The sequence below is a fragment of the Streptomyces sp. NPDC059255 genome, from assembly GCF_042752355.1.
In the GTDB taxonomy this organism is placed as follows: domain Bacteria; phylum Actinomycetota; class Actinomycetes; order Streptomycetales; family Streptomycetaceae; genus Streptomyces.
This window is the reverse complement of record NZ_JBHYZP010000043.1, coordinates 18,514-43,202: the sequence shown is the minus strand read 5'-3', so window position 1 is coordinate 43,202 and position 24,689 is coordinate 18,514. Positions and strand designations below refer to the sequence as shown.

General features: G+C 71.4%; 23 protein-coding genes, 2 tRNA genes and 1 pseudogene. 10 read left to right on the top strand and 16 right to left on the bottom strand.

From position 1 onward, the window contains the following. The first annotated feature begins 4 nt into the window (after positions 1-4). Together rsgA and ACFXKG_RS35230 are read left to right on the top strand one after the other, a co-directional pair. Complete coding sequence (rsgA, locus tag ACFXKG_RS35235; RefSeq protein ID WP_384847808.1) at positions 5-1,015, top strand: ribosome small subunit-dependent GTPase A; 1,011 nt, start codon at positions 5-7, stop codon at positions 1,013-1,015. Positions 1,016-1,243: 228 nt separating this feature from the next. Further along, on the top strand, positions 1,244-1,567 hold the full coding sequence (locus ACFXKG_RS35230; protein ID WP_365812171.1) for a multidrug efflux SMR transporter: 324 nt from the start codon (positions 1,244-1,246) through the stop codon (positions 1,565-1,567). On the opposite strand, the gene ACFXKG_RS35225 is transcribed toward ACFXKG_RS35230, so the two are convergent. After that, complete coding sequence (locus tag ACFXKG_RS35225) at positions 1,533-2,270, bottom strand: TetR/AcrR family transcriptional regulator (RefSeq protein WP_384847712.1); 738 nt, start codon at positions 2,268-2,270, stop codon at positions 1,533-1,535. The two genes, ACFXKG_RS35230 and ACFXKG_RS35225, sit on opposite strands and share 35 nt — an antisense overlap. Positions 2,271-2,408: 138 nt before the next feature. On the opposite strand from ACFXKG_RS35225, the gene hisN reads away from it, so the two are divergent. From hisN to ACFXKG_RS35210, 3 genes are all read left to right on the top strand, one after another. Continuing rightward, on the top strand, positions 2,409-3,209 hold the full coding sequence (hisN, locus tag ACFXKG_RS35220) for a histidinol-phosphatase (protein WP_384847709.1): 801 nt from the start codon (positions 2,409-2,411) through the stop codon (positions 3,207-3,209). A 198-nt stretch (positions 3,210-3,407) separates the two neighbouring features. Further along, a complete protein-coding gene (locus tag ACFXKG_RS35215; protein WP_384847706.1) occupies positions 3,408-3,809 on the top strand; it encodes a cyclic nucleotide-binding/CBS domain-containing protein in 402 nt (133 codons plus the stop codon). Between the two features lie 205 nt (positions 3,810-4,014). Continuing rightward, positions 4,015-4,431: a Fur family transcriptional regulator gene (locus ACFXKG_RS35210; protein ID WP_384847703.1), complete on the top strand. Its 417-nt coding sequence runs from the start codon at positions 4,015-4,017 to the stop codon at positions 4,429-4,431. 101 nt (positions 4,432-4,532) lie between these two features. Here ACFXKG_RS35210 and ACFXKG_RS35205 read toward each other — a convergent pair. From ACFXKG_RS35205 to ACFXKG_RS35190, 4 genes are all read right to left on the bottom strand, one after another. Continuing rightward, positions 4,533-4,606, bottom strand: a tRNA-Met gene (locus tag ACFXKG_RS35205). Between the two features lie 78 nt (positions 4,607-4,684). Continuing rightward, the gene (locus ACFXKG_RS35200; RefSeq protein WP_384847700.1) at positions 4,685-6,727 is read right to left on the bottom strand and encodes a tetratricopeptide repeat protein; all 2,043 of its coding nucleotides are present in this window, start codon (positions 6,725-6,727) and stop codon (positions 4,685-4,687) included. Between the two features lie 193 nt (positions 6,728-6,920). Next, a tRNA-Met gene (locus ACFXKG_RS35195) sits at positions 6,921-6,994 on the bottom strand. Positions 6,995-7,037: 43 nt separating this feature from the next. Beyond that, a complete protein-coding gene (locus ACFXKG_RS35190) occupies positions 7,038-10,037 on the bottom strand; it encodes a UPF0182 family protein (RefSeq protein WP_384847805.1) in 3,000 nt (999 codons plus the stop codon). 125 nt (positions 10,038-10,162) lie between these two features. Between ACFXKG_RS35190 and ACFXKG_RS35185 the strand changes: the two genes are divergently transcribed. Next, positions 10,163-10,723: a PPA1309 family protein gene (locus ACFXKG_RS35185; protein ID WP_384847697.1), complete on the top strand. Its 561-nt coding sequence runs from the start codon at positions 10,163-10,165 to the stop codon at positions 10,721-10,723. Between the two features lie 37 nt (positions 10,724-10,760). On the opposite strand, the gene ACFXKG_RS35180 is transcribed toward ACFXKG_RS35185, so the two are convergent. From ACFXKG_RS35180 to ACFXKG_RS35165, 4 genes are all read right to left on the bottom strand, one after another. Continuing rightward, positions 10,761-11,849 carry a PDZ domain-containing protein gene (locus ACFXKG_RS35180; protein ID WP_384847694.1) on the bottom strand — a complete coding sequence of 363 codons (1,089 nt, stop codon included), beginning with the start codon at positions 11,847-11,849 and terminating at the stop codon, positions 10,761-10,763. A gap of 103 nt (positions 11,850-11,952) precedes the next feature. Further along, positions 11,953-12,123 carry a hypothetical protein gene (locus ACFXKG_RS35175; protein ID WP_365812158.1) on the bottom strand — a complete coding sequence of 57 codons (171 nt, stop codon included), beginning with the start codon at positions 12,121-12,123 and terminating at the stop codon, positions 11,953-11,955. 208 nt (positions 12,124-12,331) lie between these two features. Next, complete coding sequence (locus ACFXKG_RS35170) at positions 12,332-12,790, bottom strand: molybdenum cofactor biosynthesis protein MoaE (protein WP_382896363.1); 459 nt, start codon at positions 12,788-12,790, stop codon at positions 12,332-12,334. A gap of 74 nt (positions 12,791-12,864) precedes the next feature. Beyond that, entirely contained in the window at positions 12,865-13,977 is a 1,113-nt protein-coding gene (locus ACFXKG_RS35165) for an SDR family oxidoreductase (RefSeq protein WP_365812154.1), read from the bottom strand. A 238-nt stretch (positions 13,978-14,215) separates the two neighbouring features. On the opposite strand from ACFXKG_RS35165, the gene ACFXKG_RS35160 reads away from it, so the two are divergent. Beyond that, positions 14,216-15,748 carry a zinc-dependent metalloprotease gene (locus ACFXKG_RS35160; protein WP_384847691.1) on the top strand — a complete coding sequence of 511 codons (1,533 nt, stop codon included), beginning with the start codon at positions 14,216-14,218 and terminating at the stop codon, positions 15,746-15,748. Further along, positions 15,745-16,284, top strand: coding sequence for an NUDIX hydrolase (locus tag ACFXKG_RS35155; RefSeq protein WP_384847688.1), 540 nt, complete (start codon positions 15,745-15,747; stop codon positions 16,282-16,284). Before ACFXKG_RS35160 ends, ACFXKG_RS35155 begins: the two co-directional genes overlap by 4 nt. Before the next feature lie 51 nt (positions 16,285-16,335). On the opposite strand, the gene ACFXKG_RS35150 is transcribed toward ACFXKG_RS35155, so the two are convergent. The 4 genes and pseudogenes from ACFXKG_RS35150 to ACFXKG_RS35135 form a co-directional block, all read right to left on the bottom strand. Further along, positions 16,336-17,094, bottom strand: coding sequence for an AIM24 family protein (locus tag ACFXKG_RS35150; RefSeq protein WP_384847685.1), 759 nt, complete (start codon positions 17,092-17,094; stop codon positions 16,336-16,338). Positions 17,095-17,110: 16 nt separating this feature from the next. Then, positions 17,111-17,791, bottom strand: a complete 681-nt coding sequence (locus ACFXKG_RS35145; RefSeq protein WP_384847682.1) for an AIM24 family protein — start codon at positions 17,789-17,791, stop codon at positions 17,111-17,113. A gap of 13 nt (positions 17,792-17,804) precedes the next feature. Next, positions 17,805-19,409 (bottom strand): TerD family protein, encoded by a 1,605-nt coding sequence (locus tag ACFXKG_RS35140; protein WP_384847679.1) that lies wholly within the window; start codon positions 19,407-19,409, stop codon positions 17,805-17,807. 325 nt (positions 19,410-19,734) lie between these two features. Beyond that, positions 19,735-20,292, bottom strand: a pseudogene (locus tag ACFXKG_RS35135) (M48 family metallopeptidase); the annotation flags it as partial. 222 nt (positions 20,293-20,514) lie between these two features. Here ACFXKG_RS35135 and ACFXKG_RS35130 point away from each other — a divergent pair. Together ACFXKG_RS35130 and ACFXKG_RS35125 are read left to right on the top strand one after the other, a co-directional pair. Continuing rightward, entirely contained in the window at positions 20,515-21,660 is a 1,146-nt protein-coding gene (locus ACFXKG_RS35130) for a ThiF family adenylyltransferase (protein ID WP_384847676.1), read from the top strand. Between the two features lie 42 nt (positions 21,661-21,702). Beyond that, the gene (locus ACFXKG_RS35125) at positions 21,703-23,184 is read left to right on the top strand and encodes an ABC1 kinase family protein (protein WP_384847673.1); all 1,482 of its coding nucleotides are present in this window, start codon (positions 21,703-21,705) and stop codon (positions 23,182-23,184) included. 191 nt (positions 23,185-23,375) lie between these two features. Here ACFXKG_RS35125 and ACFXKG_RS35120 read toward each other — a convergent pair whose 3' ends face one another. From ACFXKG_RS35120 to ACFXKG_RS35110, 3 genes are all read right to left on the bottom strand, one after another. Further along, the gene (locus ACFXKG_RS35120; RefSeq protein WP_382896334.1) at positions 23,376-23,699 is read right to left on the bottom strand and encodes a hypothetical protein; all 324 of its coding nucleotides are present in this window, start codon (positions 23,697-23,699) and stop codon (positions 23,376-23,378) included. Further along, entirely contained in the window at positions 23,696-24,064 is a 369-nt protein-coding gene (locus ACFXKG_RS35115) for a WhiB family transcriptional regulator (protein ID WP_384847670.1), read from the bottom strand. Before ACFXKG_RS35115 ends, ACFXKG_RS35120 begins: the two co-directional genes overlap by 4 nt. A 172-nt stretch (positions 24,065-24,236) precedes the next feature. Continuing rightward, on the bottom strand, positions 24,237-24,572 hold the full coding sequence (locus ACFXKG_RS35110; protein ID WP_384847667.1) for a hypothetical protein: 336 nt from the start codon (positions 24,570-24,572) through the stop codon (positions 24,237-24,239). Positions 24,573-24,689 lie beyond the last annotated feature (117 nt).

Below are 24,689 nucleotides of genomic sequence, written 5' to 3'. Positions count from 1 at the left end.
GGGCATGCGGCGCTACGGCAAGAACCCCGACGAGGACGACATCCGCTCCCGCCCCAATCCCAAGGGGAACCGGCCGCGTACGAACATCAGGCCCAAGCACGAGGACGCGTCGGAGGGCATGGTCCTGACCGTCGACCGGGGGCGGCTGACCTGTCTCGTCGAGGACCGGGCCGTCGTGGCGATGAAGGCGCGCGAACTGGGCCGCAAGGCCGCCGTGGTGGGGGACCAGGTCTTCCTCGTCGGGGACCTGTCCGGCAAGAAGGACACGCTCGCCCGGATCGTACGGATCGAGAAGCGCCGCTCCGTGCTGCGGCGCACGGCGGACGACGACGACCCGTACGAGCGCGTGGTCGTCGCCAACGCCGACCAGCTCGCCGTGGTCACCGCGCTCGCCGACCCGGAGCCGCGCCCCCGGCTGATCGACCGCTGTCTCGTCGCCGCCTTCGACGGGGGTCTCGAACCGCTCCTGGTCCTGACCAAGTCCGACCTCGCGCCGCCGGACGAACTGCTGGAGACCTACCGGGCGCTGGGCATCCGTCATGTCGTCACGCGCCGCGACGAGCTGATGAGCGGTCACGCGGCCGATCTCGTACGCGAATACCTCGACGGCCGGGTCACGGCCTTCGTCGGCCACTCGGGCGTCGGCAAGACGACCCTGGTCAACGCCCTCGTGCCGGACGACAGGCAGCGGATCACCGGCGACGTCAACGCCGTGACGGGGCGCGGCCGGCACACCACCACCTCGGCGCTGGCGCTGCCGCTGGCCAAGGCGGAGGGCTGGGTGATCGACACCCCCGGCATCCGCTCCTTCGGCCTGCACCATGTCGATCCCTCGCGGGTCATCCTGGCCTTCCCCGACCTGGTGCCGGGCACGGAGGGGTGTCCGCGCGCGTGCAGCCACGACGAGGCGGAGTGCGCGCTCGACGCGTGGGTGGCCGAGGGGCACGCCGATCCGGCCCGGCTGTACTCGCTCCGGCGGCTGCTCGCCACGCGCGAGCGGCGCGAGGGCGACTGACCGCGCCACGCCGTGGCCGGTCCGCCGGCCCGGACGGTGTCGGCCGGGCCAGGACCGGGTCCGCCGGCCCAGGACCGTGCCGGCCGGGCCGTGGCCGTGTTTGCGGACCGGCACGACTGGTAAGGGCATAATCACCATCAGGAGCGACAGCCCTGTCACAGTTGGTCACAGACGGTCGGCGGAAGACCCGGCGCGCCGGGCGGTCACTGACGTGGGGAGACGTTTGACATGGCGTGGCTGCTGGTCGTGGTGGCGGGAATCCTGGAGACGGGCTTCGCCGTCTGTCTCAAACTCTCCCACGGATTCACCCGCCTCTGGCCGACGATCGCCTTCGCGGCCTTCGCACTCGGCAGCTTCGGACTGCTGACGCTCGCCCTGAAGAAGCTCGACGTGGGCCCGGCGTACGCGGTGTGGACGGGTATCGGCGCGGCCGGTACGGCGATCTACGGCATGGTCTTCCTGGGCGACCTCGTGTCCGTCCTCAAACTGATCTCCATCTCGCTGGTGATCGTGGGCGTCATCGGGCTCCAGCTCTCGGGCTCGGCGCACTGAGCAGCGCGGACGGCGGGGCCGTGACGGCGGTGCGGACCAGCGGGCCCACGGGTTCGGCGCCGGGCGCGACGAGATGGGCGAGCGCGAGCCGCATGGCCAGTTCGCATCGGTAGAGCAGTTCGGTACGGCCGTACGCGGTGAACCGGCTGTGGCCGACGGGGCCGGTGTGGCCCGCGTGACCGTGTTCGCCGCGGCCGTGCTCCGGACGGCCCGGATCCGGGCGCCCGTGGTCCTTGCGGGTGGGGTCGAGCGCGGCCGCGGATCTGTCCCGTACGAGTGCCACGAGCTCGGTGGTGGCGGGCGGTCCCGCGTCGGCGCGGCGCTGCGCCGGGATGCCGGACGGGGCGGCGTCGGGCCGTGCGGGGCGCGGGGCGGGCAGCCACTCGCCCCAGCAGCCGGTGAGCAGCGCCCGCAGCAGCGGCCGGGCGCGCGCCTCCCCCACGGTCCACTCGGCGACCGCCACCAGCCGGTCGGCGGCGTCCGCGCGTTCGCGCAGCAGCCGTTCCACTCCGTGCAGGTAGCGGTCCGCCTCGCGCCGTACCAGGGCGCGGGCGAGGCCGTCCTTGCTGCCGAACTCGTTGTACAGGGTCTGCCGGGAGACCCCGCCCGCCGCCGCCACGTCGACCATGCGCACCGCGGACCACGGCTGGTCGGCGAGGGCCGAAAGGGCAGCACTGAGCAGGGCTTCACGCGCGCTGGGCATCGTCGCCTCCGGGGCCGTGCGGCTCTGCGCACAGAGTTGACGGACCGTCGCTCACTGTCAAGACCGTCGTCCGGTTCCGGCCGACCGGGCCCAGGGGGCCGTGGCAGCTCCACCGCCCCGGTGGATACTGTGGCGCCCATGCCCGACTACCACGATGACCTGCGTCTCGCCCACGTACTGGCGGATGCCGCCGACGCCGCGACGATGGACCGGTTCAAGGCTCTGGACCTGAAGGTCGAGACAAAACCGGACATGACCCCGGTGAGCGAGGCCGACAAGGCGGCCGAGGAGCTGATCCGCGGCAACCTCCAGCGGGCGAGGCCGCGCGACGCGATCCTGGGCGAGGAGTACGGCGTCGAGGGCACGGGCCCGCGCCGCTGGGTCGTCGACCCGATCGACGGCACCAAGAACTATGTACGCGGGGTACCGGTCTGGGCGACGCTGATCGCGCTGATGGTGGCCGGTGAGGGCGGTTTCGAACCGGTCGTCGGTGTGGTGTCCGCACCGGCGCTGGGCCGCCGCTGGTGGGCCGCGAAGGGCGGCGGCGCGTACACGGGGCGCAGTCTGTCGTCCGCGACGCGGCTGCGTGTCTCGAACGTGTCGCGCGTGCAGGACGCGTCGTTCGCGTACTCCTCGCTGACCGGCTGGGAGGAACAGGGCCGGCTGGACGGTTTCCTGGATCTGTCCCGGGCGTGCTGGCGGACGCGCGGTTATGGCGATTTCTGGCCCTACATGATGGTAGCCGAGGGCTCCGTGGACATGTGCGCGGAGCCGGAACTGTCGCTGTGGGACATGGCCGCGCCCGCGATCGTCGTCCAGGAGGCGGGCGGCAGCTTCACGGGCCTCGACGGCCGTCCGGGCCCGCACAGCGGCAACGCGGCGGCGTCGAACGGCGTCCTGCACGAGGAACTCCTCGGCTACCTGAACCAGCGCTACTAGCCCAGCGCTACCGGCGAGGGGTTGTTTGTCCGCTTTACGGGCGCCCCCGCCCCCGCGCCGCCCGCCCCCTTGTTGACTCAGGGCAACCGTGTCACTCTGGGAGTCCCCCCACTTGTGAACTTGTGAATCGTTTCTCCAGGTCCCTCCGCTCCCCGCGGGACCCCGGAAGCCGGCTCACCAAGGAGGTGGCTCCACCCCATGCTTGTCCGTGACGCCATGAGTTCGGTGGTTCTGACCATCGGCCCCACACACACCCTCCGCCAGGCCGCCCGGCTGATGTCGGCCCGGCACGTCGGCGCCGCCGTCGTGCTCGACACCGATCACTGCGGCATCGGCATCCTCACCGAACGTGACATCCTCAACTCGCTCGGCGCGGGCCAGAGCCCGGACGTCGAGACGGCCTGCTCCCACACCACGACCGCCGTCGTCTTCGCCGCACCGGCATGGACGCTGGAGGAGGCCGCGGCAGCCATGTCGACCGGCGGCTTCCGGCATCTGATCGTGCTCGACGAGCGCGAGCCCGTCGGCATCGTCTCCGTACGCGACATCATCCGCTGCTGGGCCCCGACCCGGCACGAGGCGGCCGTCCTGGCCGGCTGAGGCCGGGAAGGGCACCTCCCCCCGTACGCCCCCGAGGGCGGCGGGAGGGGCCGGCTCCCGGAGGAGAGCCGGCCCCTCCCGTCTTCGGCGGGCGAGCGACAACCGTCGACCACGGGGAGCCTGACTGGACTTCGTCTAATTCGGGTGAGCATCCAAAGTCACACTGATTCGTGACCTGGTGTTCGTCACTGTTAGGCTGGTTTCCATGAGTGACCTGCTGGAACGACTTCGCGACCGCGGCTGGCGCATGACGGCGCAGCGGCGCGTCGTGGCCGAGGTCCTCGATGGGGACCACGTCCATCTGACCGCCGACGAGGTGCACGAACGGGCCGTGGCGAGACTCCCGGAGATCTCCCGCGCGACCGTCTACAACACGCTGGGCGAGATGGTGACGCTGGGCGAGGTCATCGAGGTCTCGACGGACCGTCGCGCCAAGCGGTACGACCCGAACGCGCACCGTCCGCACCACCATCTGGTGTGCGCGCGGTGCGGCGCCATCAGGGACGTGCACCCGTCGGGCGACCCGCTGGCCGATCTGCCGGTGGGCGAGCGCTTCGGCTTCACGGTCTCGGACGTCGAGGTGACGTACCGGGGCACGTGCCCCGGCTGCGCGTCCGCGTGACGGGTTCTGCCCGCCGGGGCTGCCAGAACTGAGGACTGCCCGCGGCTCACATGCCTGAGGCCCGGATCTCGTGATCGAGATCCGGGCCTCAGGACTTTCAGTAGCGGGGACAGGATTTGAACCTGCGACCTCTGGGTTATGAGCCCAGCGAGCTACCGAGCTGCTCCACCCCGCGCCGTTGAATGCAACATTACGTCACGGTGCCGAGCGGCGCAAATTCGTATCCGTCCCCCGCGACGGCCGTCCACGCAGGTCACGCGGTCAGCTCCTGGTGCAGCGCCTCGCGCAGCCGGGCCGCGCGCTCCGCGACCTCGGCCGGGCCCAGCTCGACGGCGCGGGCGCACCAGCGCTGCCCCTCGGTCAGCTCACCCCGGCGGGCGGCCAGCAGCGCGAGCCGCAGCGCGGCCCTGCCGTGTCCGGCCTGGGCGGCCCTGGTCCACCAGAGCGCGGCCTCCCGCTCGCCGCCCTCGCGGGCCAGGAGCAGCCCGAGGTTGAAGGCGCCGTTGCGACTGCCGGCCTCCGCGGCCTCCCGGTACCAGCGGGCGGCCTCGGCGGTGTCGCCGCGGCCGGCGGCGAGCATGCCGACGCGCACCTGGGCGCGGCGGTGGCCCTGCTCGGCGGCGCGCTCGTACCACTGCTCGCACTCGCTCTTCACCCCGTACGGCTCGCCGAGCGCGGGCGGCCCCGGCGGCGGCTCGCGCGAGTCGAGGACGGTGGCCAGCCGGAAGGCCGCCTCCGCGCTGCCGCCACCGGCGGCGCAGCGCAGGTGGCGCTCGGCGGTGCGGTCGTCGCCGTCGCGCAGACAGGCGATGCCGACCTGGAGGGCCGCCTCGGTGTGCCCGGCGGCCGCGGCGCGCTCGTACCAGCGCAGGGCCGCGCCGTCGTCGTCACGGCCCGCGTACAGGATGCCGAGGTTGAACGCGGCGTCCACGCTCCCCGCCTCGGCGGCCTTGGAGAACCAGGGCTCGGCGCCCGTCGGGTCGTCGGCCTGGAGAAGCAGGACGGCGAGCGCGTTGGCGGCCTCGCGGTGGCCCGCGTAGGCGGCGCGGCGGTACCACTGCTCGGCCTGGACCGTACGGTCCTGGGAGGCGCAGAGCAGCCCGAGGTTGTACGCGCCGTTGACGTCACCCGCGTCCATGGCGGCGCGGTACCAGCGCTCGGCGGTCTGCGACTCGCCCCGGGCGGCGTGGAGCGCGCCGAGGGCGTTGGCGGCGTTCCCGTCGCCCTCCTGGGCGGCGCGCAGCCACCAGACGGCTGCGCTCTCCTCGTCCCCGGCGTCGCGCAGCAGGAAGCCGAGGGCGCAGGCGGCCCGCGCCTCGCCGTCCTTGGCGGCGCTCAGGTACCAGCGGCCGGCCTCCTTCAGCTCGCCGCGCCGCTCCAGGATCGCGCCGAGGTGCAGGGCGGCGCGGCGGTGGCCGCGGGCGGCGGCCTGCCGGTACCACTGGGCGGCCTCGCCGACCAGGGAGGCCGCGGGGCCGGAGCCCATGGTCGCGAAGCCGGACGTGCCGGGGCCCCCTGTCCTGGGACCGTGCGGCCCCGGCGTCCCGGGACCCCACGCCCCGGAACCCCGCGTCCCGGTGTACGCGGGCAGCCGGGGGTCGGTGCTGGTCACGGGGTCCAGGGAGAGCAGCGGCTCCTGGCCCGTACGGCGGCCTCGCGCGCCGGGGGCCACCGGACCGGTCCGGTAGACCACGTCGGCGCCGGAGCGGGCCGTCTCACGGGCTCTGCGCTCCAGCGCGCGGGCGAGCCGGTAGGCCGCCTCGCGGTGCCCCTGCTCGGCGGCGGCGCGCAGCCAGCGCTCGGCCCCGACGTCGCTGCGGTGCTCCAGCAGATCGGCGAGGGCGTAGGCGCCCAGCGCGTGGCCCTGCTCGGCGGACTGGCGCAGCCAGTACTCGGCCGCGGGCTCGTCGCCGAGTTCGCGGTAGTGGCGGCCGAGCGCATGGGCCGCCGGGGCGGAGCCGGCGACGGCGGCGATCCGCCACCAGCCGGCCGCCTCGTCGACGTAGCCGCGCTGGTGCAGCAGTACGCCCAGATTGTTCGCGGCGGCGCGCTCGCCCTCGCCGGTCGCGGCCCGCAGATACGGCTCCGCGCCGTCGAGATCGCCGCGGCGCAGCAGCAGCGCGCCGAGAACGCTCATCGACGCGGTGTCCCCGGCGTCGGCGGCGCGACGGTGTCTCTCCTCGGCCTCGGTGTCGGCCCCGTCGGCGGCGCCGGTCCCACCGGTCACGTCGTTCACGTGTGACTGCACATACCGCCCTGTCTCCAACAGAGTTGCCCTATCCCCCATATTTTCCATCGTCGCACCACCCGCCGGCCGCGTACAGCCGGTATACCGCGCCCCGCAAGGTCACTACAGCGTTTTGTCGACATGCCCACAGAGAGACACATCAAACCCACCGGAGACCAACTGGGCCGAGCTGGAACACAGTTGGGGCGGGCACATGGCAAGGGCCCGGATCCTAGAAGGATCCGGGCCCTTGACTTCGCCGTAGCGGGGACAGGATTTGAACCTGCGACCTCTGGGTTATGAGCCCAGCGAGCTACCGAGCTGCTCCACCCCGCGTCGTTGTGTGCCAACCGTACCACGGGGTGGAGGTGATGCCAGGTCAGCTCGTACCGCCACCGCCGTCCGCACTGCCGGAGTCTCCCCCGGCCTGGTCACCGGACGTGTCGGCAGCCTTGTCGGCCGGCTGGTCGCCGGACTTGTCGGCGGCCTTGTCACCCGGCTTGTCGGCGGATCCCGACTTCGCAGCGGCCTCCGCGTCGGCGGCCCGCTGGAGCGCGTCCTGCAGGTCCTTCTGCGCCTTGCCGTACGCCGTCCAGTCCTGCTTCTGCAGCGCCTCCTCGCCCGCGTCGTACGCCTTCTGGGCGTCCGAGATCGCCTGCTGGAGGGCCTGGTCACCGGTGGCCGGCGGGGTGGTGGTGCCCGGCGGCTCGGTCGACGGCGGCGACGTGCTCTCCTCCCCGAAGACCGCGTTCAGCGCCTCCGGCAGGCTGTCCTTGAAGACCGGCTTGCCTCCGTAGGAGACGGCCACCTTCTTCAGCAGCGGGTAGTTGGCACTGCCGCCTCGCGCGTACACCGGCTCGATGTAGAGGAAGCCTCCGTCGAGCGGCACCGTGAGGAGGTTGCCGTACTCGATGTCCGAGTCGGTGCCTCTCAGGTTCCTGACGAACTCGGCGACCTCCGGCACACCGTTCAGCTCGCTCTGCACCTGCTGCGGGCCCTGGACCGTGGACGTCACTCTCAGCACTCTGATCTTGCCGTAGTCCGTGCTGGTGGCATCGGCGTCCACCGCCATGAACGCGCCCAGGTTGGGGCGTCCGTTGGGCGTGAAGGTGGTGGTCAGCGAGAACTTCTGGTCGTCCTGGCCGGGCATCTTCAGGCTGAGGTAGTACGGCGGGACGGAGTTGCTGTCCTTGGTGGTCGGGTCGTCCGGCACCTGCCACGCGTCACTGCCGCTGTAGAACTGGGCGGGGTCCGTGACGTGGTAGCGGGTGAGCAGTTCGCGCTGCACCTTGAACATGTCCTGCGGGTAGCGCAGGTGCGACAGCAGCGTCGAGTCGATGTCGCCCTTCGGCTTCACCGTGCCGGGGAACGCCTTCATCCAGGTCTTGAGGACCGGGTCCTTGGTGTCCCACTGGTACAGGTTGACCGAACCGTCGTACGCGTCGACGGTCGCCTTCACCGAGTTCCGGATGTAGTTGACCTGGTTCTGCTGGGCGACGACTGCGCGCTGGCTGTCGGTCAGCGAGTCGGCGGTCGTGTCGCCGAGCGTCGTACGGGACGCGTACGGGTAGCCGTTCGTCGTCGTGTACGCGTCGACGATCCACTGGATCCGGCCGTCGACCACGGCGGGGTACGCGTCGCCGTCGATGGTCAGCCAGGGCGCGACGGCCTCGACGCGCTCCTTGGGCGTGCGGTTGTAGAGAATCCGCGAGCCGTCGCCGATGGCGCCGGAGTAGAGCATCTGGGGCTCGCTGAAGGCCACGGCGTACGCCGCGCGGTTCAGCGGGTTGGAGAGGTCGACGCCGCTCTTCCCCTTGTAGCTCGTGGTCTGCTCGCCGTTCTTCTCGTAGTCCAGTTCCTTCTGCGGACCGCCCACGATCGAGTACTGCTCGGTCTTCTCGCCGTAGTAGACGCGCTGTTCGTACTTCGGCAGCTCACCGCTGGTCGGCAGGCCCGACTCGGTGAAGTCGGGGGCGCCGATCGTGCCCTCGTTGTCGTCGGTCACCGTGTTCGTGCCCTTGGAGGCGATCAGTCCGTACCCATGGGTGTACGTGAAGTGATCGTTGATCCAGTTGCGCTTCGGGATACCGGTGATGTTCAGCTCGCGCAGACCGACCACCGTGTCCTGCGGCTTGCCGTCGGGACCGGGGTACCGGTCGACGTCGAGCGTGGAGGGGAACTGGTAGTACTTACGCTCCTGTTGAAGCTGCTGGAACGCGGGCGAGACCACATTCGGGTCGACCAGCCGGTAGCTGGCCGCCGTGTCGGCCGCCTGGCGCTGCTCGGCCTTCTTGTCCGGGTCGCCCTTGCCCCCGTAGTCCTGCACATCGGCGGCATCGATGCCGTACGCCTGGCGCGTGGCGTCGATGTTCTTCTTGATGTACGGGGCTTCCTTGGCCTGCTCGTTCGGCTCGACCTGGAACTTCTGGACGATCCCCGGGTAGAGGCCGCCGATCAGGATCGCCGAGAGCACCATCAGGCCGAAGCCGATCACCGGAAGCTGCCACGTACGGCGCCAGAGCGTCGCGAAGAACAGCAGGGCGCAGATGACCGCGATGCAGAAGAGGATCGTCTTGGCGGGCAGGAACGCGTTCGCGTCCGTGAACCGCAGTCCGGTCCAGTTGCCCGTCGCCTTGAAGTCGCTGGACTTCACCGCCAGGCCGTACCGGTCGAGCCAGTACGCGACGGCCTTCAGCGAGACGAAGACGCCGAGCACCACCGAGAGATGCCCGGTGGCCGCGGCGGTCGCCCGCGCGCCGGGGCTGGTGATCCGCAGCCCGCCGTACAGGTAGTGGGTGAGCGCGGCGGCGATCAGCGACAGCACGGCCGTCGCGAAGCCGAACGCCAGCAGGAAGCGGTACCAGGGCAGGTCGAAGGCGTAGAACGCCACGTCCAGCTTGAACTGCGGGTCCTTCTGCCCGAACGGCACCCCGTTGATCCACATCAGCCACGTACGCCACTGACCGGCGGCGGAGGCTCCGGCGATCAGCCCGACCAGCGCGGTGATCGCGAGGAGCACCCACTTCTTGTACGGGGCGATCCCCATCCGGTACCGGTCGAGGTTCTGCTGCTCCATGGACATCGCGCTGAGCGGCGGCCGCAGCCGGTGCGCCAGCCAGATGTTCAGCCCCACCGCGAAGGCCATCAGCAGCCCGAAGACCGCGAAAAGACCGATCTTGGTCCAGAGAGTGGTGGTGAAAACCGATGAATACTTCACCGAGCGGTACCAGAGCCAGTCGGTCCAGAACCCCGCGAACATGACGAAGAGCATGGCCAGCACGGCCAGCACGCCCAAAGTCATGAGCAGGGTCCGGGCCCGACGGGAGGGCCGGCCCACTCTGATCCGTGGCCCGGTCGGGCCTCCGCCGCGGTCCGGCATCTGGAAAGCCAACGTGCGCACCTCAAAGTTCGCGGTCGTGTGAATTCGTAGGGTTCTGCTGGTTCAACTTACTGAGGCTTTACCTAGTTCCCGCACCCGGGTCCGAAGGAGGCAGGATATTGACCATGTCCACTGTTTCTCCTTCAGGTACACCCATGGCCGCCGGCCCCCTGACCCGCGCCGTGCTCGAAATCGACGAGTACGCCTCCACGCTCGGCTGGGATCAGCCCGCCCGGCTCTTCGCGCTGGTCGACACCGCCCGGCTGCGCGCCGACGAACCCGCGCTCGCCGCCCAGTTGGGGCTCGACGAGGACGACGCCCCCGCCGCCCCCCTCACCCCCGTCGAGCAGGACGAGATCCCGGCGGGCACCCCGCTGGACGAGTTCCTCGGCACCATCGCGTGGCCCGACGCGGTGGCGGGGTGCGCGATGACGGTGGAGCGACTGATGCTGCCGCCGTCGGCAGAAGCTTCCGTACCGGACAATCTGGATGAAACGGCGCTCGCCGCGTGGGTCGCCTCCCACCCGGAGCGCCAGGAGGTCCGGATGACCGTGGCGGTGCTGCGGGACGGCGCCCGGGAGTCCGCGCTGCGGCTGCGCGAGAAGGACTCCCCCAACGAGGTCCTCACGGGCTCCGGGCTGGTCCCGGGGCTGGCGGAGGCACTCTCGGCCACCTTCGAGGCGTAAGAGGTCGCGCGGAGGGCCCTTCCGCGGACGCGGCCGGTCAGCTTGCCGAACAGCTCGGCAGGCCGGCCGCGTCCCCGGTGCGGATCTTCTCCAGCGACGCCGTCGCGTCCTTGATCGTCTTCACCCGGACCAGGGTGAGGCCGTCGGGGATGTCGGAAGCCGCGTCGGCGCAGTTCTCGTCGGGCGTGAGGAAGTAGCGCGCCCCCGCGTTCCGCGCCCCGACGAGCTTCATCTCGATGCCGCCGATCGGGCCGACCACACCCTTGTCGTCGATCGTCCCCGTCCCCGCGACGAACTTGCCGCCGGTCAGCGAGCCGGGGGTGAGCTTGTCGACGATGCCGAGGGAGAACATCAGCCCGGCGCTCGGACCGCCCACATCGGCCAGCTTGATGTCCACGGTGAACGGGAACGTGTGATCGGTCCCCGCCTGGATGCCGACGATCGCCCGGTCGCCCTCGTCGGACTTCCGTGTGGTGATCGTGACCTTCTCGGTGGTCGTCGGCTCCTTGCCGGACTTCTCCGCCGCCTCCGCCGCCTTGGCGGGAACGATGGTGAAGACGACGTCCTCGCCCGGCTTGTGCTTCGTGACGAGCTTCGCGACATCCTCGGGGGCCTTGACCTCCGTGCCGTCCACGGCCTTGATCACGTCTCCGGCGTGCAGGGTGCCCTCGGAGGGGCTGTCCTTGACCACCGAGGAGACGATCGTGCGCGAGGAGACCGGGATGCCCAGCTCGCCCAGGGCGGCGACCTTGGCACTCTCCTGGGACTGGCTGAACTCCTCGGCGTTCTCCTGCGTGGACTGCTCTTCCGTCTTGCCGTCCGGATACAGGGTGTCGTGCGGCACCACGACGCTGTCGTGGGCCAGCCAGCCGTAGACCGCCTCGACGATGTTCATGTTGTAGTCCGCGCCGGTGACCCTGACCGTCGTCATATTGAGATGGCCCGACGTCGGGTATGTCTTGCGACCGGAGACCTGGAGCACGGGCTCACCGCCGGCTTCACCCAGCGTGTTCACCGTCGGTCCGGGGCTCATCTCCGAATACGGGACCGTGATGAGCACACCCGCGCAGAGCAGCGCAATGAGGACGAGGGTGGAAGCGAGCATCGTCGCGGTGCGGCGTGGCATGGAACGACAGTACGGGAAGGCTCTGTCAGTGCACCCCCGGGGCCGGTCCGTACGAGGTCACAGGGGGCGTGACCGCGGACCGATCGGCCCGCGGGCCGACGGATCAGACCGGATCGGAGCTGGTCTCCGCCTTCTCCATCGCGTCACGGAACCGGGCGTAGCCGTTCAGCTCGGCTATGTCCCCTATCGTGCGGTCCCTGGAGACCCAGCTTCCCCATATCGCCGCGCCAATGACAGCGAACAGCGGGATCAACAACCAGGCAAGTACGGCCATACCGACCTCCCGACCGGATGAGTGTCTGCGAACTGACCGATCAGCAGATTAATCATCTGCAGCACCAACGCTGCTGGCCGGGAGGCGGTTACGCAAATCGAGTGGGCGGGGGCGCAGGGTGCCGGGACGGGGCGCTACGCGACCGGACGAAGGCGCTACGCACCCACCCGCCCTCCCGTAGCCCGACCACCGCCCCCCAACGATGGCGCTACGCGCCCACCCATTCCTCTGTACCGTCCGAGAACTTCTGGTGTTTCCAGATCGGGACCTCGTGCTTGAGGTCGTCGATCAGCTTCCTGCACGCCTCGAACGCCTCCGCCCGATGCGGGCAGGAGACCGCGACGACGACCGCCAGATCACCGACCTCCAGATCACCCACACGGTGGACGGCGGCCAGCGCGCGCACCGGATGACCGGCGACGATCTTCTCCGCGACCCGCCGCAGCTCCGCCTCCGCGGACGGATGGCTGGAGTAGCCGAGGGAGTCGACGTCCGCGCCGCCGTCGTGGTTGCGCACCGTGCCCACGAAGAGCGCCGTACCGCCCGCCGCGTCGTCCCCCACCGCGCGGAAGACCTCGTCGACGGTCAGGGGGGTTTCACGGATCGCGAGCAGCCGGATGGGGTCCTGCGCCGCCTGCTCGCCCGGGTGGGAACGCGTACTCGCCATGGGGCCATCGTGCCGTACCGCACCGGCACCACGGAACAGCCGTTCCCCCGGGGCGGGCCGCCCGCGCGGTGGGCTCAGATCCGGCGCCGCGCCTTGCGGGCCCGCCGTACCAGCGCGGCCGTACCGAGCAGTGCGACGGTCGCCCCCGCCGCGCCCGCCGCGGTGGCATCCTTGCGGCCCAGGCGGCGGCCGGCGACGGTGTGGCGGCCCTCGACCTCTTCGAGGAGGGCGGCGAGCACTTCCTCGTTGGTCCAGCGCGGCCGCCACCCCGCGTCGTGCAGCCGGCTCACACTGACCACCCAGGGGTGCATCGTGTACGCGAGATCGCCGGCCGGGGAGGGCGTGAGGCCGATCCGGTGCAGCCGGGCCGCGGCACCCAGGGCGACCGCCGAGGGCAGCTCCATGCGGCGGATGCCGCTCAGCTCCTCGACCTCCTCCTGTTCCAGCCAGCCGTCGCAGCCGACCGCGAACTCCCCGTCGGCCTTTTCGAGCGCGGCGTACTCCAGCGCGCTCACCAGGTCCTCGACATGGCAGAACTGCCAGGTCGGGCGGGATCCGGCGACGACGAGCAGCCGGGGCGACTCGAAGTAGCGGGTGAGCGCCGTGTCCGTACCGCCGACGAGGACGGCGGGCCGTACGACCGTCACATTCAGGCCGGGGTGCGCGCGGGGCGCGCGGCGGCCCAGGCGTTCGATCTCCAGCAGATCGCCGACGCCCGTGGCCTCGGCGGTCGCCCGCAGCTCGGCGTCCTCGGAGAGCGGGATGTCGTTGTCGGGCAGCGCGCCGTAGACCATGGCCGAGGTGCAGAGCACGACACGGTGCACCCCGGCCGCCGCGGCGGCCGTCAGCACGGTCTGGGTGCCGCGCACGTTGTACGCCGTACGGGCGGCGGCGTCGGTCTCCAGGTCGAGGTCGAGCGCGAGGTGCACCACGACGTCCGCCCCGCGCAGCTTCTCCGCGATGGCCGGGTCGCGGACGTCGAGGATGTGCCACTGCGCCTCGGAGACCTCCCCGCGGCGCTCGTCGATGGCGATGACCTGCTTGATCTCCTCGGATGCCGCCAGGCGCCGGGTGAGCAGGTCACCGACGCCTGAGGCGGCGCCGGTGACCGCGACAACGGGGCCGCGGGACGAGGTCGGGGTTGAGCGGTTTCGCGCTGCGCGAACCTGCGGATCTGGGGAACTCACCGGGCGTCTCCAGCGGTTGTCTTCAATACGTATGCGAATGACGCGTACGTACCAGGAGACGTCCATCCTGCCGCAGGCCACCGGCCGACGGAGCACCGAGCCCGGAAGCCACCGGGGTGTCGGTCCCGTTCCGACCCTCGGCACCGCCCCCGCACCCGCTGTGCCGCTTAGGCTGGGAGGTGCAGTCGGGCAGCCGCCGCCGGCAGGAAGCCGGTGGCCCTACGAGCCGAGGAACCCCGTGAGTGACACACCATTCGGATTCGGCCTTCCGCCGGAGGAGCCGGAGGACGGCGACGGCAAGAAGAAGGACCCTGCCGGAGGTGGTCAGGGTTCCGGTGGCCCAGGCGGCCAGGGCAACCCGTTCGCAGGATTCGGGATGCCCGGTGCCGGCGGCCCGGGCGGCGCGGACAATCCGTTCGCCGCGATGTTCGGTTCGCTGAACCCCAACGACCTGGGGGCCGCGTTCCAGCAGCTCGGCCAGATGCTGAGCTACGAGGGCGGTCCCGTGAACTGGGACATGGCCAAGCAGATCGCCCGCCAGACCGTCGCCCAGGGCACCCCGGACGGCACGAAGGACGCGAGCGTCGGCCCCTCGGAGCGCGCGCAGGTGGACGAGGCGGTGCGGCTGGCGGACATCTGGCTGGACGGCGTGACCTCGCTGCCCTCCGGTGCCAACGCCTCCGTGGCGTGGAGCCGCGCCGAGTGGGTCGAGGCGACGCTGCCCGCCTGGCAGCAGCTCGTCGACCCCGTGGCGGAGCGGGTGGGCACGGCCATGGGCGAGGTGCTGCCCCAGGAGATGCAGTCGGTGGCGGGTCCGCTGATCGGCATGATGCGCTCCATGGGCGGCGCCATGTTCGGCCAGCAGATCGGGCAGGCCGTGGGCGTGCTGGCCGGTGAGGTCGTCGGCTCGACCGACATCGGACTGCCGCTGGGCCCGGCGGGCCGGGCCGCGCTGCTTCCGCTGAACATCGAGGCGTTCAGCAAGGACCTCGGCGTGCCCAAGGACGAGATCAGGCTCTATCTGGCGCTGCGCGAGGCCGCCCACCAGCGGCTCTTCGCCCATGTGCCGTGGCTGCGGTCGCACATGTTCGGCGCGGTCGAGGGGTACGCCCGCGGGATCAAGGTGGACACCTCCAAGCTGGAGGACGTGGTCGGCCAGTTCGACCCCAGCCACCCCGAGGAGATCCAGGAAGCACTCCAGCAGGGCATGTTCCAGCCGGAGGACACGGCGGAGCAGAAGGCGGCGCTCGCCCGGCTCGAAACGGCGCTGGCGCTGGTCGAGGGCTGGGTCGACGCGGTGGTCCACGAGGCCGCGAAGGACCGGCTGACGGCGGCGGGCGCACTGCGCGAGACGCTGCGTCGGCGGCGGGCCTCGGGCGGTCCGGCCGAGCAGACGTTCGCCACGCTCATCGGGCTCCAGCTCCGGCCCCGCAGGCTGCGGGACGCCTCCCGGCTGTGGGCCTCCCTCACCGACGCGCGGGGGGTCGACGGGCGCGACCGGCTCTGGGAGCACCCGGACATGCTGCCGACCGCTTCCGACCTGGACGACCCGGACGGCTTTGTCCACCACGAGCAGCTCGACTTCTCCGAGCTGGACAAGATGCTCGGCGAGGCGGCCGGCAACGGGCCGAACCTCCAGAAGGACGCCAAGGACGCCAAGGACGCCACCGACGGCACTGACGCCAAGGGCGGCACCGGTGGCGCGGGTGACGGCGGCACGGGCAACGGCGGCACCGGCAACAAGGACGACAAGGACGACACCGACAAGTGAGCCTGCACGACAACGCGGTCCTCGTCCTGAAGGCGTACGAGGGGTCCGACCCCGCGCAGCGCGAGCTGAGCGGCCTCTATCTGGACCATCTCGCGGCCCGTCCGGACGGGATGTGGAAGGCGTGCGAGGCCGGGCACCTGACGGCGAGCGCGCTGGTCGTCGACCCGGAGCGGGGCCGCGTCCTGCTGACCCTGCACAAGAAGCTCGGCATGTGGCTCCAGATGGGCGGCCACTGCGAGCCCGGCGACCCGACACTGGAGGGCGCGGCGCTGCGGGAGGCCAGGGAGGAGTCCGGGATCCTGGAGCTGACGCCCCTGGCGGGCGGCCCCGTACAGCTCGACCGGCACCCGATCCCGGCGCCCTGTCACTGGCATCTCGATGTCCAGTACGCGGCGCTGACCCGGCCCGGGGCCGTCGAGTCGATCAGCGAGGAATCGCTGGACCTGCGCTGGTTCGCGTACGACGAGGTGGCGGGGGTGGCCGACGGCTCGGTCGTCCGGCTGCTGGAGCGTACGCGCGCGCTCCTGGACGCCTGACCTGAACCGGTGAGGGGGCGGGTCCCGCGCCGGGCCCGCCCCCTCTCGGGGTCACCTGCTCCAGTCGTTGGCCTGGTTCTGCCCGTACGCGCCGTTCCCCCCGACGCCGTACTGCGCGGCCAGCCCCTGGCCGATCTCCGCGTGCTGCGGCGGCATGACCTCGCTGGGCTGGACGAGCGCGAACCCCTGGCCCAGGAAGCTGAGCTCCCAGCCCTCGCCGGTGGAGCCGCGCCGCCGCCGTACGCCCGAGGAGTGCGTCTGCGCCTGCATCTGCACCCGCAGGGCGGAGGACCAGGCGACGACCGCGTCGGCGTCGGCGTTGACGTACTTGTCCGGCGTGACCTCCATCATCAGCGGCTGCCCCGAGGTCATCAGGGCGACCTTGCCCCGCCCGGAGATGTTGAGCTGGTACTTGCCGGATCCGGAGATCCCGTACTCGCTGTCCACGGCGACGACCTCGCTGTGCAGCGCGGAGTCGAGCGCCAGTACGTAGTCGCCGTCCACCGTCATCCCGTCGTGGTCGACATCCACCACATGGATGTACTGGGCGAGGTTGGCCAGATACACCGTGCCCTGCCCGGAGCAGCGCATCAGGTCCAGGCCCTCGCCGGTGACCGCGCGCGTCTGGCGCTGTCCGTGCGACTCGTACTCACCGTCGAACTCGATGAGCCCCTGGTACGCGACCATCGCGCCCTTGCGGGCGAGGACATCGTCGTGGCCGGTGAGCGCGACCCGCAGAAGCTGTGGGTTCTGGACGGCGTAGCGGTCCTGGGACTGCTGTTCCGTGTAGGCGAAAAGCGGACTCTGCATGGGTTCCTCGCTCCCCTCAGCCCCGGACCCGCAGGCGGTCGGTGCTGTCCTCGCTGGGCTGTACGACGACGATGCCCTGGCCGGAGAAGGCCATCTGGTAGGCCTCTCCGCTGCCCCGCCCGATCAGCGAGGACATCGTGAAGCTGCGCTTGCCCTTCACCTTGAGCGCGGGTGACCAGGCGACGAGCGCGTCGGGGTCGACATAGGTCTCGTCCTCGCCGCGTCCGCAGTCGACGACGACCGGGGTGCCGCGCGAGGTCAGGGCGACCCAGCCCGTCCCGGAGATCTGTACGTTCCACAGTCCCTGGCCGGCGAACTTGGCCAGCCCCTTGACGCGTTCGACGCCCCACTGGAGGTGGGCGTCGAAGGCGAGCAGGTTGGAGCCGTTGACGGAGAGCGCGTCGTTGTCGAGGTTGATGACGACGACGTCCGCGCCGTAGTCGGCGAGATAGAGCAGACCGTCACCCGCGCACTTCATCACGGGCGTGGTCTCGCCGGTGACCCACTGCGAGGCGATCTGGCGGACGGCGGGCGGGTTCGGCTCGTACTGGACGAAGCCCTCGTAGGCGACCATCGAGCCGGTGCGGGCGTAGAGGTCGTGTCCCGAGGCCATGGCGACCTTGAGCATGGAGCGGCCGTGGTTCTCCATCCGGGCCGCGACGGGGGTCGGGGCGAAGCCCGCGAGCTGCTGGTTCATGATCCGGGCTCCTTCAGACCTCGTACGGCTGGACGACGATGAAATTGCCGGGCGCTCCCCGGAACTGGAGGTTCACGGTCTCGCCGCTGTGGCCGGGGTAGGCGTTGCGGCGCAGCCTGACCTGGCTGGAGATGATCACCTGCGCGGCCGACGACCAGGCGACGACGGCGTTGCTGTCGGCGAAGGTGGTGGGCGTGACGGGCAGCACCACCGGGGTGCCGTGGGTCTTCACGACGACGGTGCCCGTGCCCTGGAACTGCATGGTGAACAGGGCGCCGCCGGGGATGCCGTGGCCCTCGATGCGGCGGACCTCGTACTGGAGGCTCTCGTCGAAGGCGAGGACGTTCTCCGCCGAGACGCAGATGCCGTCGCCCTGGAGTTCGACGGGGTGGAGGTGCGCGCCCTCCTCCGCGAGGAAGACCTGGCCGCGTCCGGTGCAGCGCATGAGCTGCATCTCCTGGCCGGTGGCGTTGCCGATGACACGGCCGACGAAACCGGCCCCCTTGTAGCCGAAGTCGACCTTGCCCTGGTACATGACCATGCTGCCCTGCCGGGCGAGGACGGGGCTGCCGTCCTCACCGAGGTCGACCCGGACCAGTTGGCCGTTCTGCGAGGTCCAGCGCTGCCCGGTGGGCGCTTCCTTGTACGGCTGGAGAGCCGCGGCGAGACCGGCGCCGCCGGCGGGGACGCCCTGCGGGACGCCCTGGGGGGCGCCGGGCGGCTGCTGGCCGAAGGGGGTGGCGGCGGGCACTCCGTACGGGGACGGCGCGGCGGGCGGCTGCGTGCCGGGGAACCCTCCCGGGACCTGGCCGAACTGTCCCGGAGCCTGTCCGGGCACCTGGCCGAACTGGGGCTGCGGGGGCGGCTGGCCGTACGGGGACGGCGCGGGCGGCGGCGGCACGGTGCCGCCCGGCGGGGTCATCGGCGCCACGATGGTCTGCGCGGCGTGCACGGGCCGCGGTGCCGGGGCCGGGGCCGGTGGTGCGACGGGGGCTCCGAAGGACGGTGCGGGCGCGGCGGGCCCGGCGGGCGGGGCGAAGCCCGGGACCGGGCCGTCGGCGGCCGGGGGTGGCGGGGCGGCGGGCTCCTCCTCGGCGACCTCGCCGCCGAAGTTCTTCAGGAGCGCGTCGAGTCCGCCGTCGAACCCCTGGCCGACGGCGGCGAACCGCCAGACGTCCTTGAGGTAGAAGTCGCCGAGCATGACGGCACGCTCGGTGGTGAACTCCGAGCCGGTGAAGGCGTATCGGACGACTTCCTCGCCGCCCGCGACGATCCGGATGTATCCGGGGCCGACCTGCGACATCTGTCCCGCGCCGTCGATCGTGGCGGTGAACGACAGCTTCTGGACGGCGGCCGGGACACGGTCCAGCGTGACCCGGAAGGATTCCGTGTCGCCGGCCTGCGGGCCCAGCAACTGGATCGATTCCTCGGGGGACTTCGGCTGGTTGAAGAAGATGAAGTACCGGTCGTCCGAGAGCTGTTCGTCGGCGTCGAGCCCGAAGCAGCTGATGTCGAAGGTCAGACCCGGGCCCGCGATCTGCACCCCCACGTACAGATCCGTCCCCGCCGTGAGATCACTGATCTTGGCCTTGTGGCCACGCTGGAATTCCCGTGCCATACGTAACGACCGTCCCCCATCCCGAATGTCAATGCGTCGCGCCAGGCTAACGGCTGCCTCGGACAATCGGCCAAGCCGGTACAGACTCGGGACAGGATCGGTGAACGGGCGCTCCCCGGGCGGCGGTCAGCGACCGCACCCGAGCGGGAGGTGCTCTTCCGGACGGGGCCGGCGCTCACGCACGGGCTTCGCCGTCGCCCGCTTCGACCGCGTGGCCCGCTTCGACCGTGTCATCGGCGTCGTCCATGACATCGGCGTCGTCCATGACATCGGCACCGTCCATGACATCGGCGTCGGTGTCCTCGCCGTCCGCTCCGTTCCCGCCGCGCGCGAGGGGCAGATGCGGGAGCCGTTCGGCCGCGACCACGCCTTCGAGATAGCCGCGGGCCCGCTCGGTGCGGGGGTACGCCTCCAGCAGCCGCCAGAAGCGCGGGCCGTGCCCCGGCACCAGCAGATGGGCCAGTTCGTGGACGAGGACGTAGTCGACGACGTATTCCGGCATCCCCTGGAGCCGGTGCGAGAGCCGGATGCTGCCCTCGGCGGGGGTGCAGGAGCCCCAGCGGGTGTTCTGGTTGGTGACCCACCGGACGGAGGCGGGCCGCGCCCTCCCGTCGAAATACTGCGCGGAGAGCCGCTCGGCCCGCTCGGTCAGCGCGCTGTCGCCGAGGACCCGTCTGCTCTCCTGGGCGGCGAGCTTGTCGAGCATGACCGAGACCCAGCGGTGCTCCTCCGCCTCCGACATCCGGGCGGGGATGAGCACGATCGTGCGGTCGCCCTCACGGTACGCCGAGACCGTTCTGCTGCGGCGGGCGCTTCTGCGGACCTCGACAGCGCTCGTCCCCGAGCCACGGAGCGGGCGACTGACGGAAGGGTCGGCGGGCACGCCCCGACGTTACCCGCTCGGTGTGGCGGAAGTCCCGCCTCCTGGAGGGTTCCCACCTGATCCCCGTGATTGCCGCGCCGGATCCCCTTCTTCCCCGCGAGACGCGCACCATTCGAACGACTAATACCCGGGGCTGTGGATAACTTTCGGCACGGCCGGCCGCCGTCCTGCACGCTGAGATCACGAACGCGGACACGGATCAGCGGGAACGGGGAGGCCGACATGCATCCGATGATGAAGCCCGCGCTGCGGCGCGCCTGGCGGGACCGGCAGACGGTGCAGTTCGGGGTGACGCCCGCGCACGCGGTGGTGATGGGCCCGGTCGACACGGCCACGGGCAGTTTTCTGGAACTGCTGGACGGGACGCGCGGGCTGCCCCTGCTGCGGGAGGAGGCCCGTGCGATGGGGCTGCCGGACGGGCTGGTCGAGGCGCTGGTACGGCGGCTCACCGCGGCGGGGGTGCTCGACGACCCGGGGGCGGGCGGCCCGGCGGCCGACGCGCTGCGCGGCAGGACGGGGGAGGTCGAGCGGCTGCGGCCCGATCTCGCGTCGCTCTCCGTCCTGCATCCGGAGCCGGGCGCGGCGGCGCGGAAGCTGGCCGAGCGGCGGCTCGCGCGGGTGCAGGTCAGAGGTGCGGGCCGGGTCGGCGCGGCCGTCGCCGCGGTCCTGGCGGCTTCGGGGGTGGGGCGCGTCGATGTGCTGGACGGCGGGTGCGCGACGGCGGGGGACGTGACGCCCGGCGGGCTGCCGGACCATTCGGTCGGCGAGCGGAGAGACCTGGCGGCCCGGCAGCTCGTCAGGCGGTCCGCGCCCGGCCGGCCACCGGGACCCGGGGAGTCGCGGGAGTCCGCGGCGGGAGAGCCGCCGCTCTCCCTGGTGATCGTCGCGCCGCGGGACGGGCTCGCGGCGTACGCACCGGATCCGGTGACGGCCGAGCCCTGGATGGCCACGGGTACGCCGCACCTCTACGCCGGGGTGATCGAGGCCACGGGGCTGGTGGGGCCGCTGGTGCTGCCCGGCGGGACGGCGTGCGCGGGATGCCTCGCGCGGGTCCGTACCGACCACGACGCGGGGTGGCCGAGGATGCTGGCCCAGTGGCGCTCCGGGCGCGGGGCGCGCGCCGTTCAGGCGTGTGATCTGGCGCTCGCCACCGCGGTGGCCGGGCTGACGGCGGCTCATGCTCTTTCGTTCCTCGACGGGGAGCTTCCGGCGAGTACGGGTGCACGATGGGAGGCGGCACTGCCGCTGCTGGACTGGCGTGCGGAGCGGATCGCCCCTCATCGGGACTGCCCGTGCGGGGCGGCCGGACCGCGAAGGGGGGAGCGCGTCGCCGGGACGGGCGCGCCACACGACACAATGGCCGGGTAACCGCCGTACGCGGCGCGGCTGTCTGGGATTAGGAGGGGCTTCATGTCTGATCTTCCCCGGAAGGCGGTCACCCGCACCGCGAAGCTGGCCACGCTGCCACTGGGCTTCGCGGGCCGGGCCACATGGGGGCTGGGCAAACGGATCGGCGGCAAGTCGGCCGAGATCGTCACCCGGGAGCTCCAACAGCGCACGGCGGACCAGCTCTTCAAGGTGCTGGGGGAGCTGAAGGGCGGCGCGATGAAGTTCGGGCAGGCCCTGTCGGTCTTCGAGTCGGCACTGCCCGAGGAGATCGCCGGGCCCTACCGGGCGGCGCTCACCAAGCTCCAGGAAGCGGCGCCGCCGATGCCCACGCGCACGGTGCACGCGGTGCTGTCGGAGCGGCTGGGCGAGGAGTGGCGTGAGCTGTTCCTGGAGTTCGAGGAGAAGCCCTCGGCCGCCGCGTCGATCGGCCAGGTGCACCGGGCGGTGTGGCACGACGGGCGCCAGGTCGCGGTGAAGCTGCAGTATCCGGGGGCCGGGGAGGCGCTGCTCTCCGATCTGACGCAGCTCAGCCGCTTCGCGGTGCTGCTCGGGCCGCTGATCCCGGGGATGGACATCAAGCCGCTGATCGCCGAGTTGCGTGACCGGGTCTCCGAGGAGCTGGACTACGCGCTGGAGGCGGAGGCCCAGCGGGCGCACGCGGCGGAGTTCGCGGACGATCCGGACGTGGTCGTGCCCGAGGTGGTGCACCAGGGCGAGCAGGTGCTGGTGAGCGAGTGGATCGACGGGGTTCCGCTGTCGGAGGTGATCGCGGACGGCACACCGGAGCAGCAGGACCGGGCGGGTCAGCTCCTGGCGCGGTTCCTCTTCTCGGGTCCGGCGCGCACGGGGCTGCTGCACGCGGACCCGCACCCGGGGAACTTCCGGCTGCTGCCGCCCGCGGAGGGCGGGGAGGCACCGGACGGGAAGCGGGAGGGCGCGTACCGGCTGGGGGTGCTGGACTTCGGGACGGTGGACCGGCTCCCGGGCGGGCTGCCCGACATCATAGGTGAGGCGCTGCGGCTGGCGTTGGCGGGCGACGCCGAGGCGGTGTACGACCGGCTGCGTGAGGAGGGGTTCGTCAAGGAATCCATCGCTCTCGACCCGGACGCCGTGCTGGAGTATCTGCTGCCGATCATCGAGCCGGCCGCGGTGGAGGAGTTCGTCTTCACCCGGAGCTGGATCCGTACGCAGGCGGCGAGGATCGCCGATCCGCGTTCGCCCGCCCATCAGTTGGGCAAGCAGCTCAATCTGCCGCCGTCGTATCTGCTGATCCACCGCGTCACGCTGAGCACGATCGGGGTGCTCTGCCAGCTCAACGCGGCGGTACGGCTCAGGGACGAGCTGGAGGAGTGGCTGCCCGGCTTCCTGCCGGAGCGGGAGGCCACGGACGCAGCGGATGCCGCGGAGGACGCGCCTGACGCGGATGACCTCGACGAGGTGAAGACGGCCAAGGCCGCCGGGGACGCCGAGGCCGCCGAAGCGGGGGTGGACGCGGGGGCCTGAGAGACCCCGCGTGTGTCGCGAGCGGGCCGGGTCGGGTCTGCTCGGCACGGGGCGGGGCGGGGCGACGACAACCGCGCCGGGAGCACCGGCGCTGGACAACGCAGGACAACGCACCGCGGGGGCCGGTCCCTCGGGACCGGCCCCCGCGGTGCGTGGGTGGTGGCTGACGCCCATGGCCTGGTGAGGCCGTGTTACTGCATGACGGCCATGGCCAGCGCGCGGCGCGCGCGCATGGACACGCGCTCGGCACGACGCTGCATGCGCCTCGCGGCGACCAGGCGCACGGCCCGGCGTTCCGCGTCGGCCTCACGCAGGCGCTCGTTCATATGCGCGCGAGCCAGGGCTTCTGGGATGAGTTGCATCTCGCGGGTCCTGTTCTGACGCGAGTCGTTCGCGCCCATGGTGGAAACAACTGGGGTGGCGGAGCCGGACGGCTCGCTCAGGGAAGAGGTCATCGGGGCCTGCTTCTGGGGATCGTGCGTGAAGGGACGGTCGATCGTTCCGGCGGCGTTCATGCCGTGACCGGGTTCTTGCGCGGACGGCCACGCGGCCGCTTGCGCGCCACGACGACCCCCTGGACGAAGAGTTCGCCACCCCAGACACCCCACGGCTCACGCCGCTCCTTCGCGCCGGCGAGGCAGGCCTCGATCAGCGGGCAGGTGCCGCAGAGCGCCTTGGCGTACTCGACGTCGGCCGGGGACTCGGCGAAGAAGACCTCCGGGTCGTAGGCACGGCAGGGAACGGGCACGCCGAGGTTCTCGATGGCGTCGTCGAGCGCGGTGAGCGCGGTCAGCGGGGTCAAGGTGGAGTCCTCCGTGGGGACGGGCGGGGAGATCGCTTCGGAAGGCGGTACGGACGGGGCGTGCGCTTCGAGTTGCACGGGTTTCGTTCCTCGTCTGGTCGGTCCGGCCTGGTCGGCCAGTTGTCGGCTGGTACCGGGTGGTGCGTGTCCCGAGGCCCCTTCGCTCCGGCTGTCCCGTTCGGGACAAACAGAAGGGCCGCGGATCCCGGGTGGGGTTCCGCGGCCCTGAAGGCGCCGGCCTGATCGTCGATCAGGCTGGATCACTCCAGGGTTCGAGCCCACGGAAGGCCCACATCAGGTGATGCTGCGTCTGCTGCTTCGTTTCGGCACCGGTCGCCGCAAAGGCATAGGCATTGCCTGCTGCTGCTACTCCTGCTTCCAGTGCCTCGGTCGGTCGCTCATCGCGGACCATGACGGGCCGCTCACGGGTCAGCAGACCCGAGAGACCGGCGGGCTTGACGGCGGAGACGCCGGACAGACCACTGGCGATGAGTTCGGTGCGGGAGAGGCCGAGCGAGCAGGCGGAGGCGATCGGACGATCGGTCATTTTGACGGTGCTGATGAAGCTGAAGTCGATGCTGATCACTGGAATCGCCTCCTCTCGGCGTCTCAAGGACAGGTCCGAAGATCTGTCACACGTATGTGTGGACATGTACTGCTTGACAAGTAGAGCACGGGGACCGGGCTTCGGAGAAGCCCGCCG